The organism is Cupriavidus sp. L7L, from assembly GCF_004353535.1.
GTDB lineage: Bacteria > Pseudomonadota > Gammaproteobacteria > Burkholderiales > Burkholderiaceae > Cupriavidus > Cupriavidus oxalaticus_A.
Genome location: NZ_SMNY01000059.1, coordinates 1 through 15,370 on the forward strand (window position 1 = coordinate 1; position 15,370 = coordinate 15,370).

The following is a 15,370-nucleotide window of genomic DNA, read 5'->3' on the forward strand; positions in this document are numbered from 1 at the left end:
CCAGCCCCGCTGCCTTCGCCATTGCCGCGTACTGCGAAACGGCGCCAACACTCACACCTGTCGCCCTAGCGATCTGCCGGTGCGAAAGGCCACACGCCCACTTCAGGCGAAGCACTTCCTTGATTTTGCGCATGGTCATCCGGTTGGCCGGCATCAGCTTGCTTCCTTGAAAAAAGGAAGCAGCGTATCGCCGGCGTTCTAGTCCATGCGCAGTCCCACCCCTAACCCTTGCTCGGCCCCATTACGGTGCGTGATCACCCATTTCGGCTGCTTGATCACCCATTTCGGCAACGTGATCACTCGTTTCGGGAACGTGATCACCGATTTCGGCGGCGTCGCCGAAGTGATCACGTTCCGCCGAAACCAGCGATCAGCTTCCGCCCGAAACAGGTGATCACGTTCCCCCGAAATCGCTGATCACGCGCCCCGAAATACGCACGATAAACGCCATCTCCGCCCGAGAGCGCTGTAGCATCGCGAGGGAAACGCGCTCGTTGGATGACATGCCGAGCCGCGACGAGAGAGAATGTGTAGATGAGACCGATGATCCGAACGATTTATCCCCGGTTTTCAGATCGATGTAGCGTTCGAATTCTGGACTCAGGTCACAAAGCAAGCCCGGTGAAATAGCCTGCGGCAAGGTCTCAAGATCGCTTATAGCGAGTTGCAATCCGCGAAGTTGTTCGATCGTACTGACTTGTCGAGGCATACTCCGGTGTTTGGGAGCAGTCCGCCGCCACCCCTCCGGCGCGCAGCTTAGCAAGGAAAACAGCAAAGAGACGCCCATATCCGCCGAAATGGTGAACTTGGAAGCACGGTTAAGGGGCTGGTCCCAATCAATGGCTTGCCAGTTAACTTGAACCGTGGCGACCAATTCATCGATCTTGTCCTGTTCATGAACTGCGATGGCCGCCATGGCGACGCGCCAGACGAAAGACTCCGTAAGATCGCCTTCAATTGGCGAGCGCTGCCCCCGCTGCAATGCACCGTTAGTGTTTGCCTCGCCCATCGAATTTGATAGTGACGAAACGCTGTCCAATGTGAGAGAAGAATCGGCGTGCGAACGCCAAGCCCAAGGCTCGCCGTTAAGCGAAGAAAAGAAATAGTCGAGCGCTGTAGGCAATGCTCCGGCAAGCGTCTGCACATCTGCGCGACTAAACTCTGCCGCCACGTAGCTTTCGATATCGACATGCCCCCCGCCTCCGCGAACGCCGACTTGGCCGGCTGCGACTATTTCCGGGGACGGCAGCACAGCATGCAATTCACCCCAAATCTTAGCCCGACCCACAGCCGCTGATCCTAGCGACGCATCGCCCCTCCCTACCGCACGGCGAACCTGCCCGCTGTCGTATGCGATTCGATCGTTGTCGCTGAGACTTTCAACTTCTTCTTGGACTAGTCCTCTATTTGCAAGGAACTTGAGCTTCGCGCGAATGGCGATCGGTACGACCTGAACATCTTCGCCAAGCATGTGTAGAAAGCTGCGAGCCTCGGATGCGCTCGGATAGTAGGGCGAAGATGTGAATAGGCTGTGATACTGAGCTTCCTGGGCTTGCTGGGTCCGGTCTAGGTATGGATCGCGAAGAGCGCGATAATAGCTAACCGCACCTTCGTGGACTTGCGCTGCGGCATCCTTCTCCGTAGGGCTCATCAGCTTCATCATGACCCGTCGCAAATCGCGCCGATGACGCACCACGAATTCGGTTCCCGTCCGTTCAACGAGCCAGACATGACGGGCGAGCTCGTTGAATAACGTCATTGCTCTTGCGGCGGACATGCCCGGTAACTGGCACGGGGCCGACAGAACGTGCTCGATAACGGCGGGTGTGACGACGCGCAATACCAGTCCAAGCTGGGCCACGCTTTCGAGTTCTGCATCGTTGCTACGCAAGCGCTTGAGTAGTCTTCGGTAGAGAAAACCTTGTGAAAAACGTTGATCAAGTTCGTCCTGCCCACCTTGCAGCAGTTGGGTGGCGTTACTTGGATCGAAGCTCTCCACCAGATATCTCGCAAGAATCTTGATGAGCAAGGGGTTTCCACCATAGCGCGCGACAAGTGCTCGGCAAGGAAAACTCGCGGGATCACGTCCGGCATCTACCAATAATCGCTGCAGGTAGCGTGTCGCTTGGCTAGCCGGAATATCTTGCAGCACGATGTCATCGGTGTTTGGATCTGCCGCCGTCGGATCGACTTCGTCCGAAACAGCCCTCCCGCTGAGGATCGTACGTATTCCATAGAGCTGACCCTCCTCATTCAGGCTCTGGAGCCAGCGATAGATGTACCCCATTTCGCTGGTTCCCCGCAGCAATATCTCCTCAAACGTGTCGAGAATGAGAACAACGGGCCGGCGAATAGGAAGTGCATCGCCCAACGCGCTGCGCCAAATCGACCAGATCTGGCTGTCGAAAGTCGCGGCGGCCTCGAAGTTTGGTGTGGAAGATACCTCCTGGAATTCTGTGAAGGTTTCACGCAAGCTGTGCCGGAATCTCTTGAGCCGCCCGGAGAGCTCGGGGCAGTGCAGAGCGAGCTGTCGGCTGAACTCTGGTAGCAGAACGTTTACGTCGGCGCTGGCAAGTGCGGCGCGATCGAAGTCGAGCCAAACGATGGGGAGCATCCCCCAGCCCTGGTTGATTTGCTTGCGCGTGAATGCTGCAAGCAGTGCAGACTTCCCCGAGCCACCTATCCCGGTTAGCCGCATGGGCCTTTGAGGGGCGGGTTCATCTTGCTGGCCTTGAATTCGGTGCGCATAGCGCTCTAACCGTTTGAGCTCCGTGGCTCTGCCAAATAGCCTCGTTGGCAACGCAATGTCCAGCGCGGTGACCAACTCGCGGCGTGCGAGTACCATCTCTATCTCGTCAGGTGAAGGTGCCTGAGACAACAGCGGCGCGGTGAACTGAACCGCCGTGTAGAAGTCATCCAACGCCTCGGTCGATAGGCGATTCAGATCGACAGGCTGCCCCAGGATACTTGCGACGAGATATGTGCCGAATGCATCACTCGGCTCTGGAGCTGCGAGATGTGCGGCTTCGCTGAGCTGACCGGAGGCTCGTAGTTGTGCGAGTGTCATACGTCGCGCATCAGGGTTCATGCGCCACTTAAAGCCTTCGCCGTCGGGTATTTCCGCACAATCTGAGGCAAGCTTCCTGAGGACAGCACGCATTGTCTCCAGATCCGTGCTATCGGAGCCTAGAATAGACCCGAACAAGGCTCGAGGGTCAAAGGCTCCCAAGAGAGCGATCCGCGAACGCGCGACTTGCGCAAGTCGCTCGTGTTCTATCTCGTCTTTGGAATCGCTTGGTGTCATGTCCCCCTCCCTTCTTGGATTGCAGCCAGAAGTGGGGCCGAGACCAGTTGTGCCATGGCTGACATTCTGGAACCGGGTAGGAACGTAGCGGCTTGCATCACGAAACTCGCCAGCGTCTTCACCTCTTTGTTCGAGCGAGTCTCGTTGGTGTGCGCAAGATACCTATCGATATACTTCTGGATGTCATCAATTGTGAAAGGCTGCGTTTCATCTCGAATAACGTGATTCGGGGCAGCGCCGGGGACAACTCCACCAAGACCGATCAATACGATGCGCAAATTTGGGAAAGACGCGATCTCCTGGTAGAGCCTTTCGAGCAAATGGCGAGACGCGGTATTAGGGATGGCATTGACATCGAGATCGTCGATGACTAGCCAGGTGATACGCCCCCCCGAACCAGCACGCAGCCGCTGTGCAAAGGCGGGATAAAGGATATCGCGAATCCATGCTTCACGCGCGGTATCCGCTTCGCCGCTTGATGGCAGCGGTTGATTGGCACCGGCCGGCATCTCAAATTTCTCCAGCAACTGGACGGCAAGTTTCTCCGGCGTAGCAGACAAATCGGCGGCTGGGAATTCCACCACTGCATGCTCGGCAACCCCCAGCAGTGCTCGCAGCAGTTTGATGCTGAAGCTTCTTCCTGTTTTGGGCTCGCCATTAACGACCAGGATGCGCCTGTCTCCAGAAAGACACTGCATGACAGCCGCCTGGAACTTCTCTCGTCCGATTACCGGTTCGCCCGTCGCCGTGATCTGCCACAGTGGATCGGGTCCCACTACGTTGTCAAAGGATTTCGCAATCTTCGCGATACAAGCAGTCGGAATGGCGCCGTTTATGAACGTGTTTCCAGCGGCATTGTGAAAGCCACACTGGTGTATCGCAATCGGTTCGAAATTGCAATCGGCGACAAGCCCTCCTGATGTGCCTGGGTTCGAGTTGGCGTCATGGTGAAGTCTCGTTTCGAATACGGGGGGCCAGAGAGCTCGATTCGCGCCAACGGCGACGTGCATATGTGCGCCTTCCGGATGCTGGAACAGGGTGATCTGCGCGTTTGCTGCTGCGAGGCTGGGCCTGCGACCCTGGTCTAGGCGATAGAATCCCCGCTCGCGCCCGACTGGAATCGCTAGTCGAATTACCGCAAAATCCAGATACTTGTCGAAGTCACCAGGGTCGGGGCCCGTGAAATCCGGAATCTGCGCCGGCGGATGCTCGCTAGGGTGATAAGGTCTGGCATCGATGAGCCAGGACTCGACTACACCCACCCTAGTACCCCCGCTTGCGCCATCCAGTTCATCAAACTCGATGCTGATATTCTTGCAGGATCCGAGCACGGGTTCGTTCTTTTGATCCAGTAGGGGCCGAACGACGTGCCAGGCTGTGATGACGGCTTGCGGGCCTACGAGAAAGCCAGAACCCGTGCTATAGCCACTGCCCGTGGTGATCGCAATCCGGCAAACTCGACGCATCGCAGTCAGGACGCCAGCGTGAAGGCCGCTGACTGGTATATAGCCGAGCAAAGGTCGGACAATCCCTTGCATATCCTGATGAATTGGCAGCTCTGACTGGGCACTTGCCTCGAAGCCCGCCATAGCCTTTGCAGCGATCAGGTTCAGCATCAGTTCGGCGAGCCAGCCTTTGTCGCGAGCTTGTTCCAGCGCGGCGAAATATGGTGCTTCATCTTCTTTTGCGAAGAGTTGTAACACTAGCAGCAAATCACCTCCATGCTCCCTCGCAAGCGGGTCATAGATCTCGGCGAACTTCGGCCGCGAGATGTTGATTGCGTTGCCGAGTCGCAGCAGTATTTCGTTGGAGGGCTAAGCCATTGCTATGGGCGCCAACGTAGTTGACCATTGACGAGGAACCCTCCCTGGATCTTGATTGCGCTTAGAGCATGGGCATAATTCTCACGCATCCATTGTCCGCCGAAATGCAAGCCAACGACGCCTGTTGGATCTAGGTGGCTCACCGCTGCAGAGCCAGAGGAACCCGGAAGCGTAGTTGAATCATGGGCAAACACCCATCCATGGGGATCCCTTGCGGATTGCTTCTCCTTCAAAATTACCTCACCAGGCGACAAATACTTGGTGCCATACTCGGCGCCGAACAATTCCAATAGCCGACCAGCGATCAGGACATCAATTTCTCCTGCCGCGTCCCGAGGCAATGCGCTGGGCTCCGCTGGATAACCTACGACGAAGACCGGTCGGTGAAGATCGCTCAGGGTAGATTTTTCCAATAGGCTTAGCGGCGCGGGCAGTTCCCCACCCTCGTCGTTGACTGTCTTTACTTGCAGTAGCGCTGCATCAAGACAAGCGAAGTTCACTGCGTCGTCTCGAATCTCGTCAGGACCTGCGCCAATTACTGATAACACTTGGAATCGCGTCTTGGTGGTGAGAGAACTGGGTTCGTCCGAAAAATCGATGGTCACGTTGTCGGCGGTCATAACCCATTGTTGAGGGTTATTGCGTCGCGGGATGGGCGCGGCGAACGCCTGGAGTACATGACGATTAGTGAGGACAATATCCTCGCCGACCACAAAGCCCGTTCCGACGTGCACACCGCCGATGTCAATCCGACCGATGGCAGCCAGACATTGCCCCAACTGACCCCTTTGCATTGCAAAGAAGAGCTTGCTTTCCCACTCTTTGGCTTGCGGATCCTTCAAGTCGACTGTATTGCTTCGTACCCGCAATGCTGGGCGGCCGGTGAGCCGCACTAGTGCTTCAAGCCCAAGCAGGCCTTCGTGGGTGAAGTTCTTGCCTTGCGCAATCTGGTCTATGGCTACTTCAACTGACCCCATCAATTCGTTGCGGCCGTGTAACCCAAGTCCCTTGATGCTGTCTACCGTGGTCGCGGCGCGGTCCAGCTGAGCGACCTTGCCAAGACCTGCCAGGTTCTGGCGAGTTGCCTCAAAGTCAAATGCGCCTGCATTTTCAACTACGATGGATTGCGGAATAGCAATGCGGATGCGCTCGAGTTTTGCCTGAATGGGTGTGAGCGCAAGCGGTTTGGAGACGCTGCTGGACCCGCTCCTTTCGGCAAAATTTTGCAACCGAGCGTCCGCGGACTGCTTTGCGGCGACGCTCAGTTGCGGCGATGGCCGCGTTTCGAGCGTTTTGGACTCTCGCTTGAGTTCCGAAATGCTTGCGCCGAATTTAGCCTGGGACAAGGCAATCGCGGCGACTTCCATCTCATACCGTGGCCAAGAGAATGTAGCATCCTCCACGGCTGCCCCGAACGCCTCCTCGAGTAGGCCTTTGACCGATGCCGCGGGCACCGCCGTTGATTCCGGAGAAGCGGTAGGAATGTTCGAGAGCTGAAGCGCGACGAGGGCCGGGGCATCAACGACACCTGGCCCAAAATTGTCCGCATCCCATTCTTGCGGCTGACGCGCTGTTGCTCGCAGCGCCGCCCGGAAGAGCCGCTGTACGCTAACGCCTCTCGCCCTAGCCTCGCAGATGACTGCGTCTCGACCGTGATGTGAAAGCCAGAGGGCGGCAACGCCGGCAAGGAGCGCCGCCGCAAAGGAAGTGCCCTGGCCTGCGCCGATTTTGGACGTCGGGTCTGCGGGCGAATTCCGCTGCGCACGCCAGACGAATTCCGCTGGGCCAGAAATATCGACAGCATCGCCCCGGCAACTACCCTTCCACGGGCGGTCCTCTATATTGATACCTGCCACCGCGATCACTTCGTCATAGCGCGCAGGCCAAACGACCGTACGCACGCAATTGCCTGCGGCCGCAATGACGATCATGTCGGAGGCAACCGCTTCGCGCACTGCTGCATGCAATGCGTGGCTTGGCACACCGCCGAGGCTCATTGAAATAACGTGACAGCCAACCTGCGTGGCGTGCGCGATCGCTGCGGCAACTGGTGCGGGATTGAAAACCTTGACGTCTTCAATACAACGGATCGGGACCGCCGTGGCGTCAGGTGCCACACCGCTCATGGCCGAAGTTGTCCTGCCTAGTATGACGCTTAGGGTGCCCGTGCCATGGCCAGGGTTGGCGGAACCTGTAGATAGCGGATCTTCCGGATTGCTATCCCCATCCAGAATATCGAAGGCCTTGCCCATGTCAAGATGCGCGGAATCGAGTTCATCATGAGCAGCGATCCCTGTGTCGGCGTGCGCGATGAGAATGCCAGCGCCTTTGGTCTGTGGCCACGCTGCGGTTACGCCAGTCTTGTCCAAAGCCCAGAGCCGATTGGCAGGTGGTGTGCCGTTCACCCAGCAAAGTCCGGCGACTGCAGCAGCCTCGATCGCGGGATCCCCGGTTTCCTCCTTGGGGTCGGCATAAACATCGGTACCCAGTTCCGGCTCGACCGATTCAAGACCTAGCGCGTCTGCCAGTGCATAGGCCATCGCAAACAGTTCGCGCGGTGGAAGCGTGCGCTCGACGCCTGGAAACCGCAGCGCGAGAAAGCGGTCAAGCGCACCAGCGTTTCCCAAGGGTTGCAGGCAGAAATTATTGCCCACGTACTTTCGGACTTCTTCCGCCTGCGCCTCGATGTCTGGCTTCGCAGAGTATTCAAGCACGAAGCGCAGTTCCTGCGATGGGAAAGATTGTTCAACGGATTGCTGAACGGGCGCGCCGCCGGATGCGACCACGCGCAATAAGGCCAGGTAATCCATATCATTCCCCATGGTTGCAGCAGTCGAACATTGCTCCAAGAGCATAGAAGGTGCAATGAGGAATGCAATATCCTCCAAAAGGAGGAGGATAGTCGAATGAATAATAACTAATATCAGATTTAAACAATATCTATTTCCATGACCGATCCCATAACTCTTATATAGGCGATGCTTCGGCACCTCTGTTGCATATAGCAGGGTGGGCGTCAACGATCAGAATTTCTCATGGGGACTTGAGGCGGGCTTGCAAGCCTCACTTGCTAGCTCAACCTGTTAGATCTTTCCCAGGTGGCCCATAGGTCGTTCGCCTCAACAAAGGAAAGGACGCTGCTACGGCAGTAAGCTTTTGGGACAGTCAATCCGAGTGACAGAACGGGCGTTATGTCAATGCGGCCCCGCCAGTCGCCGTGAGCATGTCTAGCTCAGGTGAGCTGCCTTAGCTCGCCCGGCATTGCCAGTGACGGCAATTAGTTTCCGCGGCAACGGATTAACCCCCCTTAACGTGACAGCATGCCTTTCTCTACCGCGATAATTGGCAGGGAGACGGGGAACTCCATGCCTCCCGGATTTTGCTAACGCTAGCAGCGGACTGTAATGATAGGCATTTGCATTATTGCCTCGGGGGAAGCTGCTTGCTTTCTGCGTTACGCTTTATGCGCCGCCACGGATCATCTGGCGACACTGGATTCAGAAGTCTGTGAATGACGTTCTGCGCCTGATTGAGGCTGGCCGACCGGACCCTGGCACCCAGATGCGAGAGTTCGCGACTGCGGTCAAAGCGCTGGCCGCGGATGAGATGCTAACCCGGGCGCGTTGTGCGGCTCGAGAGGCGTTTCCACACGGCCTCGACCCAATGCGGTCATTGACGCTTGAGAAAAGCTGACGCTAACGCCTGAATTAAGCCGCGCCGCGGAGCGGCGTCGGTTTGAATGAATTGTTAGGCTGCACTTCCTGCGCCATCCGAAGACGCGTAGCTCTTGCTCGCACCGGCAGGCCTTCGCAATGCGCGCGGCCCACGCGACGGCCTCCTCGCGCGAGGGCAGTTCGAGCACGGTGAAGCCGCCGTCAAGCGGGGCGCCCACGGGTAGCCGCCCTCGGCGACCAAACCGTCGGCCGAGACGAGCACGGGCGGCACGTCTTCGTCGATGCAGCCGCCGAAGACGTAAACGCCGGAGGCCTCCGCCTCATCGATCACAGCGTGCGCGTCGCGGCCCACCGGCTCCCCCTCGCCGTCGGGCACGACCATCGCCGCGCTGGGGAAGGAGATCAGGTACTTGGCCACAGTGCGCTTTCCTTAGAGATTGATGACGGTTGCGAAGTGTGCGTGTGCGGCCTAACGACACAGCTCAGCAGCGGGTCGGCACCCGGCGAGCTGTGAAGTCCCAGCAACCTACCGTGCCTCCCCGTCTGCTGCAGCGCCTGGTTCGGCTTCAGTCGGCCGGTCAGAGCGCCTCGGCGGTTACGCGGATGATCGGCCCGGCCAGGTTCGTCACTTCGGCCGTGAACCGGACATTCCCCGATGGCTCCACACCCGTGACTCCCTGTCCCACGAGCTGAGTGAATGGGAGCGCCATCAAATACGCCGGACGCTCCCCCGCCCCGGGAATGTTGACCATCCGGCGGATCAGCAGATACGGCCCCCCCGGAACGCCGCGATTCCACCCCTCGGGAAGACAGTACTCGAGGTAGTAGTCCCATGCCGGGTTCGCGCGAACGTTCCTCAGCTTGATGCCGAGATTAGCGCGGGCGCCGGGACGTGAGATCGGCGCTAGCGGCAGCGTGATACCTGCGCGCATCCAGTTGCCATCGTCGATGAAGAGTCGTCCCGGCGGCAGCCAGTTCTTCTGCACCATGTGAGGCAGGCAGACGGCGGGGCCGAACGCGACGTTCCAGCGCGGCTGGATGAACGCGCCGTTCTGGCTCAGGATGCACGCCGGGTCCGAGTAGTCGGACGCGGTCGTGAGACCGGGCCCGACGTCGTGGTGCATCCCGAAACCGTGCCCCATCTCGTGCGCTGTGATGTTGCCGTCGAACGGCGGCGTCAGGCACACCCGTCCGCGTCCATCCGCGCTGCCGTCAATCCAGAACGGCGCCCATTCCGGATTGCGCCAGTCGGCTCCCGGCGGCGCGCCGTCCTTCGCCCAGTTGCGCGTATACACCACAATCTGGCTGTGGAAGCCGGTGAGCGGATCGTCGCCACGCGCTTGTGCGGCACGAATCCCGGCATCGATTAGTGCCGCACGGCCGATTCCTCCGGCGTCGATCCTGCGAATGTCGGTTTCGACCCAACCGAAGACGCGGCTGCCGGTGACGTCGACGCCGCCGTGCGACACCTCGTGCCAGTACTCGATCAGACCTCCAGTGCCCGGTGTGAAGGCTTCGTGGAAGAAGCGCTCCGCGAAGCCTTCACGACTGGCGTCCGCCGGGTCGCCCTTGAAGCGGCAGAGGATAACCGACCATGGCCGATCGTTCGGGTGCTGTCCCCAGAAACTCGACCAGATGTGGTTGTCGAAGCCGATGACGAACAGATCGAGGTTGTCGTGCGCGCGCGAGACGGCGGCGATCTGCTGCTTCTGGTGGTCGAACACATGCTGCCCGGGTAGCGGGAACCACTCGCTGTTCCAGTGGCCGGCGGCATTGGGCCAGAACGTGGAATAGACGCGGTTGTCGAAGCCGATGACGAACAGATCCAGGTTGCCCGGTGCCCGGGAGACCGCGGCGATCTGCTGCTTCTGGTGGTCGAACACATGCTGCCCGGGCAGCGGGAACCAGTCGGGGTTCCAGCCGACCCGATCGTTCCAGAACGTGGAATAGACGCGGTTGTCGAAGCCGATGACGAACAGGTCCAGGTTGCCCGGTGCCCGGGAGACCGCGGCGATCTGCTGCTTCTGGTGGTCGAACACATGCTGCCCGGGTAGCGGGAACCACTCGCCGTTCCAGTGGCCGGCGGCATTGGGCCAGAACGTGGAATAGACGCGGTTGTCGAAGCCGATGACGAACAGATCCAGGTTGCCCGGTGCCCGGGAGACCGCGGCGATCTGCTGCTTCTGGTGGTCGAACACATGCTGCCCGGGCAGCGGGAACCAGTCGGGGTTCCAGCCGACCTGATCGTTCCAGAACGTGGAATAGACGCGGTTGTCGAAGCCGATGACGAACAGATCCAGGTTGCCCGGTGCCCGGGAGACCGCGGCGATCTGCTGCTTCTGGTGGTCGAACACATGCTGCCCGGGCAGCGGGAACCAGTCGGGGTTCCAGCCGACCTGATCGTTCCAGAACGTGGAATAGACGCGGTTGTCGAAGCCGATGACGAACAGGTCCAGGTTGCCCGGTGCCCGGGAGACCGCGGCGATCTGCTGCTTCTGGTGGTCGAACACATGCTGCCCGGGTAGCGGGAACCACTCGCCGTTCCAGTGGCCGGCGGCATTGGGCCAGAACGTGGAATAGACGCGGTTGTCGAAGCCGATGACGAACAGGTCCAGGTTGCCCGGTGCCCGGGAGACCGCGGCGACGTGTTGCTTGTCGCGGTCGAACACCGCTTGGCCGGGAAGTGGAACCCAATCATTGTGCCAACGCTGACTCATGTGTGGGTTTCTCCTAAATCAGCCGTAGCTGTGGGTCGCACTTGCGCGGCTGCCGAACGCGAAACGGTGTGCCGGTCGACTAGCAAATCGACCGGCACACTAGCGAACCCTAAAGTGTCGCTCCGTAGCTTTCATTGAAGAATGCCGCATTAATGTATGCTTCGCTGGCATATCCAAAACCTTTATCGCCCCACGTGGTGGTACCCCAGCTATTTCGAATAATGAATCGATTGTCGGATGTGTAACCGACAATGCATACTGCATGTCCACCGCGGACAGTATCTGGTTGAAATTGGTCAAGCAGTCCATTCGTGTCAAGGGCGCTATCCCATGTTGCATCGACGGCAAGACCAGCCAGAATCGGCCCGTTCGAGACGAGCCATGTGCGCCACTGATTCAGATTTTTACCCAAATTAAAATATGCAGCCGCCCTTCGCAGCGCCGCTGCTGCATAGAACTCTTTTTCCGTGCCCCGATACATGAGCATATCGAGGTGGAAAGGTAGCAGTTCATCGAGTACAACGCCGTACTTTCGGCAAATATCCATTGCCGCTTTTAGACTTGTACCGGAAGTCTCAATGAATGTTTCGGGTCGCGAAACGAATTCATCGATCTCTTTCGATGCCATCCAGGTGTACCGCGGCGAAAGGCGATCGGTCTGCCCTAGCTTCTGTGCCTTGACGAGGTGGTAGCGCATGACTCCGTCAGTTGAAGCCCATCCAACGCACGATCCGGTGTTACCTTGGTCTCCTATCGTCCACCAAGGCTCCCGGAGATCACAGCTTGGCGGCAGCGCTGCAACTGCTTCCAGCGCGCCGGCCGCGAGAGCATCCTGGAGACGCCAATCATTTTCAGTCTGTTTGGACGGGAGCAGATTGCAAATCCTGTGAGTTTGGTTTCCAGCCATGATTCATTACTCCTCCTGATTGAGCACTCCGCAACTGCCACGCATTTGCGACCCTCGCCTTGACCATGCCTTCACCTCTGCGGCGTCCCTACCCCAGTCCGGGCGAAAGCCTCAAAACGATGTCGTCACCCGGTAGTGACTCCCGTGGTGCTTCTCGCTCAACGACTGGCATAGCTCGCTGGATCTCTGTTCGGCATTGAAGAATGGCCGGTTGCGAGACTGATGAACGCAATGATCAAGTTTCGGACATATCTCTACGAAGTAAATCCACCGTGGAGATCTATGAAGATGCCGCCGTGGATCTAGTCATGATCCAGCAGGATCTAGATCATGGTGACCAGGTGAGTGTGTGTTGGGCGTAATAAGTAAGCGATTGGCATTTCGCGCCGCGAAGGCACGTGAAGGCGCGTCCATCTTCTCCAGAACGTGATGAACGTGATTCTTCACTGTGGATACGGCAATATTCAGTGCTCGTGCGATTTCTTTATTCGAGAGACGGTTGCTCAACAGGTGCAACACCTGCAACTCCCTCTCGGTCAACATCGGTCCAGCCGAATATCGACGGTCTGAGTCGGGTGTACCAATGCGTCGGAACGAATCGAAAGCGACATTCGGAGGGCACTCAAGCTTTCCTGAGACCACTTGGAAGATGCTTTCGACAAGCTGGTCGATTGAGGCATCAACCGTTGCGTAACCGGCAGCGCCTGCTTCGGCGCAGGCGATGATATCAATCGGGGAATCGCGTACAGCGAATGCTATTACGTGAGAATCAACGGCATCGCGGCGTAGTTCTCGGATCAGTTCGAGGGCGTCGGGAAAACCCATGTCGACAAGAACTACCGCTGGATGTCTTTTAGCGATATCAGCGCGCGCCTTTACAGCGTCGCAAGCCCCACCGAGCATTGACAAACCACAGACTGTTCCCAACGCGGTGGCTAGACTTTCTAGGCAAATTCTTACCTCTTCGACAATAAGAATGTGGATTGAATCCGAGTTCGTGCTTTTGAGCGAGTGTGGTAAATCTTGCGATGAACGCCGCGATTGTGCGCAGGACATATTTCCGGCTGATGTGCCTAGTATCATCGCTCGCGCTCCCCAGGTGTTTCATTCTTATTACAGGCTTGTGCTCGAAGCTGCTCCATACATTCGAGCGTTGGGGTGAGCGTAGGAGACAGGTAGAAAAGCGCAATTGCGTACTTTTTTACTCTGACTTTCATTAAAATAATAACGCGATTCGAATCGAGATCCCTTGCAAAAGCCGACATTTCTATCGACTGGCGTGCCCCTTCATGTGGCATCGATGCCGCCATCGGGCCCATGGGGGACGGTCTTGACCGTGAATCCCATCGCCTCATAGTACCCGACACAAAGCATCTCAAATCGCGTCCACTCTAGCTGCTTGAGGGCATCCAGCGTCCAGCTATTGATTTCGGGCTTCTCCGGTACGGGGGCTGTCTGCGACGGCGGGCCAACGTCCTCCCTTCGCCCGGCGGATTCACCGGGGGAGCGGGGTGACATCCGCGGCGACGACGGTCGGCTCGTGTGAGAGCGCCGAGCCCTCACCGGGATTTCTTGCTGCCTAGCTCCCGCCCTACCCCGCGCACGGATGTATGACAGCACACCCAGGATGCCGAACATGGCGGAGGGAACCCACGCTAACGACCGACTTAACACAGAAATACCCGCTAACAACGGACTCGACGCGAATAGCGCTGGCACGATCCCGCGCAACACAATGTAGGCACCCGCGGCCAGCGCTGCAGATACCCACCATGGCGCATCGATCAATATTTCGCTAAGCGCCGGCTCCTTCCTTCTGCGACCCATTTCTCTACCTGTTGTTGTTCTTCATCTCGTTGCCGCGGCATCCCGCCGTCGGCAAATCTACCCGATCTGATACGCACAACGGGTTGCAACAGGCCAACACCCGACCGACCACGGGTGGCCGAGCAGCCGGCTTATACCCTGGTTACTTCACGGATTTCGCTATAGTCTCGGTTGACGGCATCCCTTAAACTGGATCCTTCGCGCAACACCAGGCGAAAACCATGAGAAAAGCAGGTCGGGTCAAGACGTGGCATGCAGACAAGGGCTTGGGCTTCATCGACGTTCATGCGGACACGAAAGATGTGTTCTTTCACATCACCGCCCTGCAAACGCGAGCCGTGACGCCGACGCCTGGCGACCGCGTGAGTTTCGAGCTCGGCAAAGGGCGGGATGGCCGGATACAAGCCTTGAACGTTGCCATCGTCGGGGCACCGAAGGCGCGGTCCGACGCGAGCCCTTGGCCGGTCTTCGCCGGTCTGGCGGCCTTGGGGCTCATCGCCGGCGGCGCCCTGGTGGGTTATTTCCCGCGCCAGGCCGGCATGGTCAGCCTCCTGGCCAGCCTCATCACGTTCTTCGCTTATGCAGACGACAAGACGCGGTCCGCCCGGAATAAGTGGCGCACGCCTGAGACCACCCTGCACCTCCTCGCGCTCTGCGGCGGTTGGCCGGGCGCGCTTGCCGCCCAGCACCTGCTCCGACACAAGAACCGGAAGCGGGCGTTTCAGGTGACGTTCTGGGGCACGGTCAGCGTGAACGTTGGCACCATGGTGCTTTGGCAATCCGTCATGGCGGCGTGAGGAAGGGACAGCCGAAGTCCGTCCGCGGCAGCGAAGTGAGCTAGATCGGGTGTTATGTCAAATCGCACCAATTCCGGCGCAGGCTGCCTCAACGCATTTCCTTATACGGAAGTCAGGACTCTTCCCGTAGTGCTTGAATGGTGAGCGCGGCGTCCATGGTTCGCTGCATGCCGATCCAGATTGTCTTAGCGCCGGGCTCGCCATCGCTCTTCCGCCCAAGGAACCCACCAAGGGAAGCAACCAACCGAATCATCTGATTGAGTGTGACCGGTGTCTTCGGGCGAGCTTTCTTGGCGAGCACGTATGCCCCCCGAATCTCGT

At 58.4% G+C, this 15,370-nt stretch carries 12 protein-coding genes and 1 pseudogene; 3 read left to right on the forward strand and 10 right to left on the reverse strand.

The window, feature by feature from the left end; translation table 11 throughout:
- Window positions 1-154: sigma factor-like helix-turn-helix DNA-binding protein (locus tag E1J61_RS34605; protein ID WP_133098331.1), on the reverse strand; the 154-nt coding region annotated here is incomplete at its 3' end.
- Window positions 155-250: 96 nt separating this feature from the next.
- Here E1J61_RS34605 and E1J61_RS34610 point away from each other — a divergent pair.
- Window positions 251-394, forward strand: coding sequence for a hypothetical protein (locus tag E1J61_RS34610; protein WP_165971575.1), 144 nt, complete (start codon window positions 251-253; stop codon window positions 392-394).
- Here the strand turns inward: E1J61_RS34610 and E1J61_RS34615 are convergent, their stop codons facing one another.
- The 3 genes from E1J61_RS34615 to E1J61_RS34625 all read right to left on the reverse strand — a co-directional run bounded on the left by E1J61_RS34615 (window position 395) and on the right by E1J61_RS34625 (window position 7,937).
- Window positions 395-3,304, reverse strand: a complete 2,910-nt coding sequence (locus E1J61_RS34615) for an ATP-binding protein (RefSeq protein ID WP_133098333.1) — start codon at window positions 3,302-3,304, stop codon at window positions 395-397.
- A complete protein-coding gene (locus tag E1J61_RS34620) occupies window positions 3,301-5,007 on the reverse strand; it encodes a serine protease (protein ID WP_243737102.1) in 1,707 nt (568 codons plus the stop codon). The genes E1J61_RS34615 and E1J61_RS34620 overlap by 4 nt, the downstream gene beginning before the upstream one ends.
- A 122-nt stretch (window positions 5,008-5,129) precedes the next feature.
- Window positions 5,130-7,937 (reverse strand): S8 family serine peptidase, encoded by a 2,808-nt coding sequence (locus E1J61_RS34625; RefSeq protein WP_165971603.1) that lies wholly within the window; start codon window positions 7,935-7,937, stop codon window positions 5,130-5,132.
- Window positions 7,938-8,561: 624 nt separating this feature from the next.
- On the opposite strand from E1J61_RS34625, the pseudogene E1J61_RS39015 reads away from it, so the two are divergent.
- Window positions 8,562-8,745, forward strand: a pseudogene (locus E1J61_RS39015) (hypothetical protein); the annotation flags it as partial.
- Between the two features lie 129 nt (window positions 8,746-8,874).
- Here the strand turns inward: E1J61_RS39015 and E1J61_RS34635 are convergent.
- The 5 genes from E1J61_RS34635 to E1J61_RS39020 form a co-directional block, all read right to left on the reverse strand.
- Window positions 8,875-9,219, reverse strand: coding sequence for a hypothetical protein (locus tag E1J61_RS34635; RefSeq protein WP_371704977.1), 345 nt, complete (start codon window positions 9,217-9,219; stop codon window positions 8,875-8,877).
- Window positions 9,220-9,379: 160 nt separating this feature from the next.
- The gene (locus E1J61_RS34640) at window positions 9,380-11,518 is read right to left on the reverse strand and encodes a hypothetical protein (protein ID WP_133098336.1); all 2,139 of its coding nucleotides are present in this window, start codon (window positions 11,516-11,518) and stop codon (window positions 9,380-9,382) included.
- A 109-nt stretch (window positions 11,519-11,627) separates the two neighbouring features.
- A complete protein-coding gene (locus E1J61_RS34645; RefSeq protein ID WP_133098337.1) occupies window positions 11,628-12,425 on the reverse strand; it encodes a C1 family peptidase in 798 nt (265 codons plus the stop codon).
- 306 nt (window positions 12,426-12,731) lie between these two features.
- A complete protein-coding gene (locus E1J61_RS34650; protein ID WP_165971604.1) occupies window positions 12,732-13,481 on the reverse strand; it encodes a response regulator transcription factor in 750 nt (249 codons plus the stop codon).
- Window positions 13,482-13,712: 231 nt separating this feature from the next.
- Window positions 13,713-14,252, reverse strand: a complete 540-nt coding sequence (locus E1J61_RS39020) for a restriction endonuclease (protein WP_371704978.1) — start codon at window positions 14,250-14,252, stop codon at window positions 13,713-13,715.
- Between the two features lie 221 nt (window positions 14,253-14,473).
- Here E1J61_RS39020 and E1J61_RS34660 point away from each other — a divergent pair, with 221 nt between their 5' ends.
- Window positions 14,474-15,049 (forward strand): cold shock and DUF1294 domain-containing protein, encoded by a 576-nt coding sequence (locus E1J61_RS34660; protein WP_133098339.1) that lies wholly within the window; start codon window positions 14,474-14,476, stop codon window positions 15,047-15,049.
- Between the two features lie 112 nt (window positions 15,050-15,161).
- Here the strand turns inward: E1J61_RS34660 and E1J61_RS34665 are convergent.
- A partial coding sequence (locus E1J61_RS34665; RefSeq protein WP_305791051.1) for an IS4 family transposase occupies window positions 15,162-15,370 on the reverse strand: 209 nt, incomplete at its 5' end.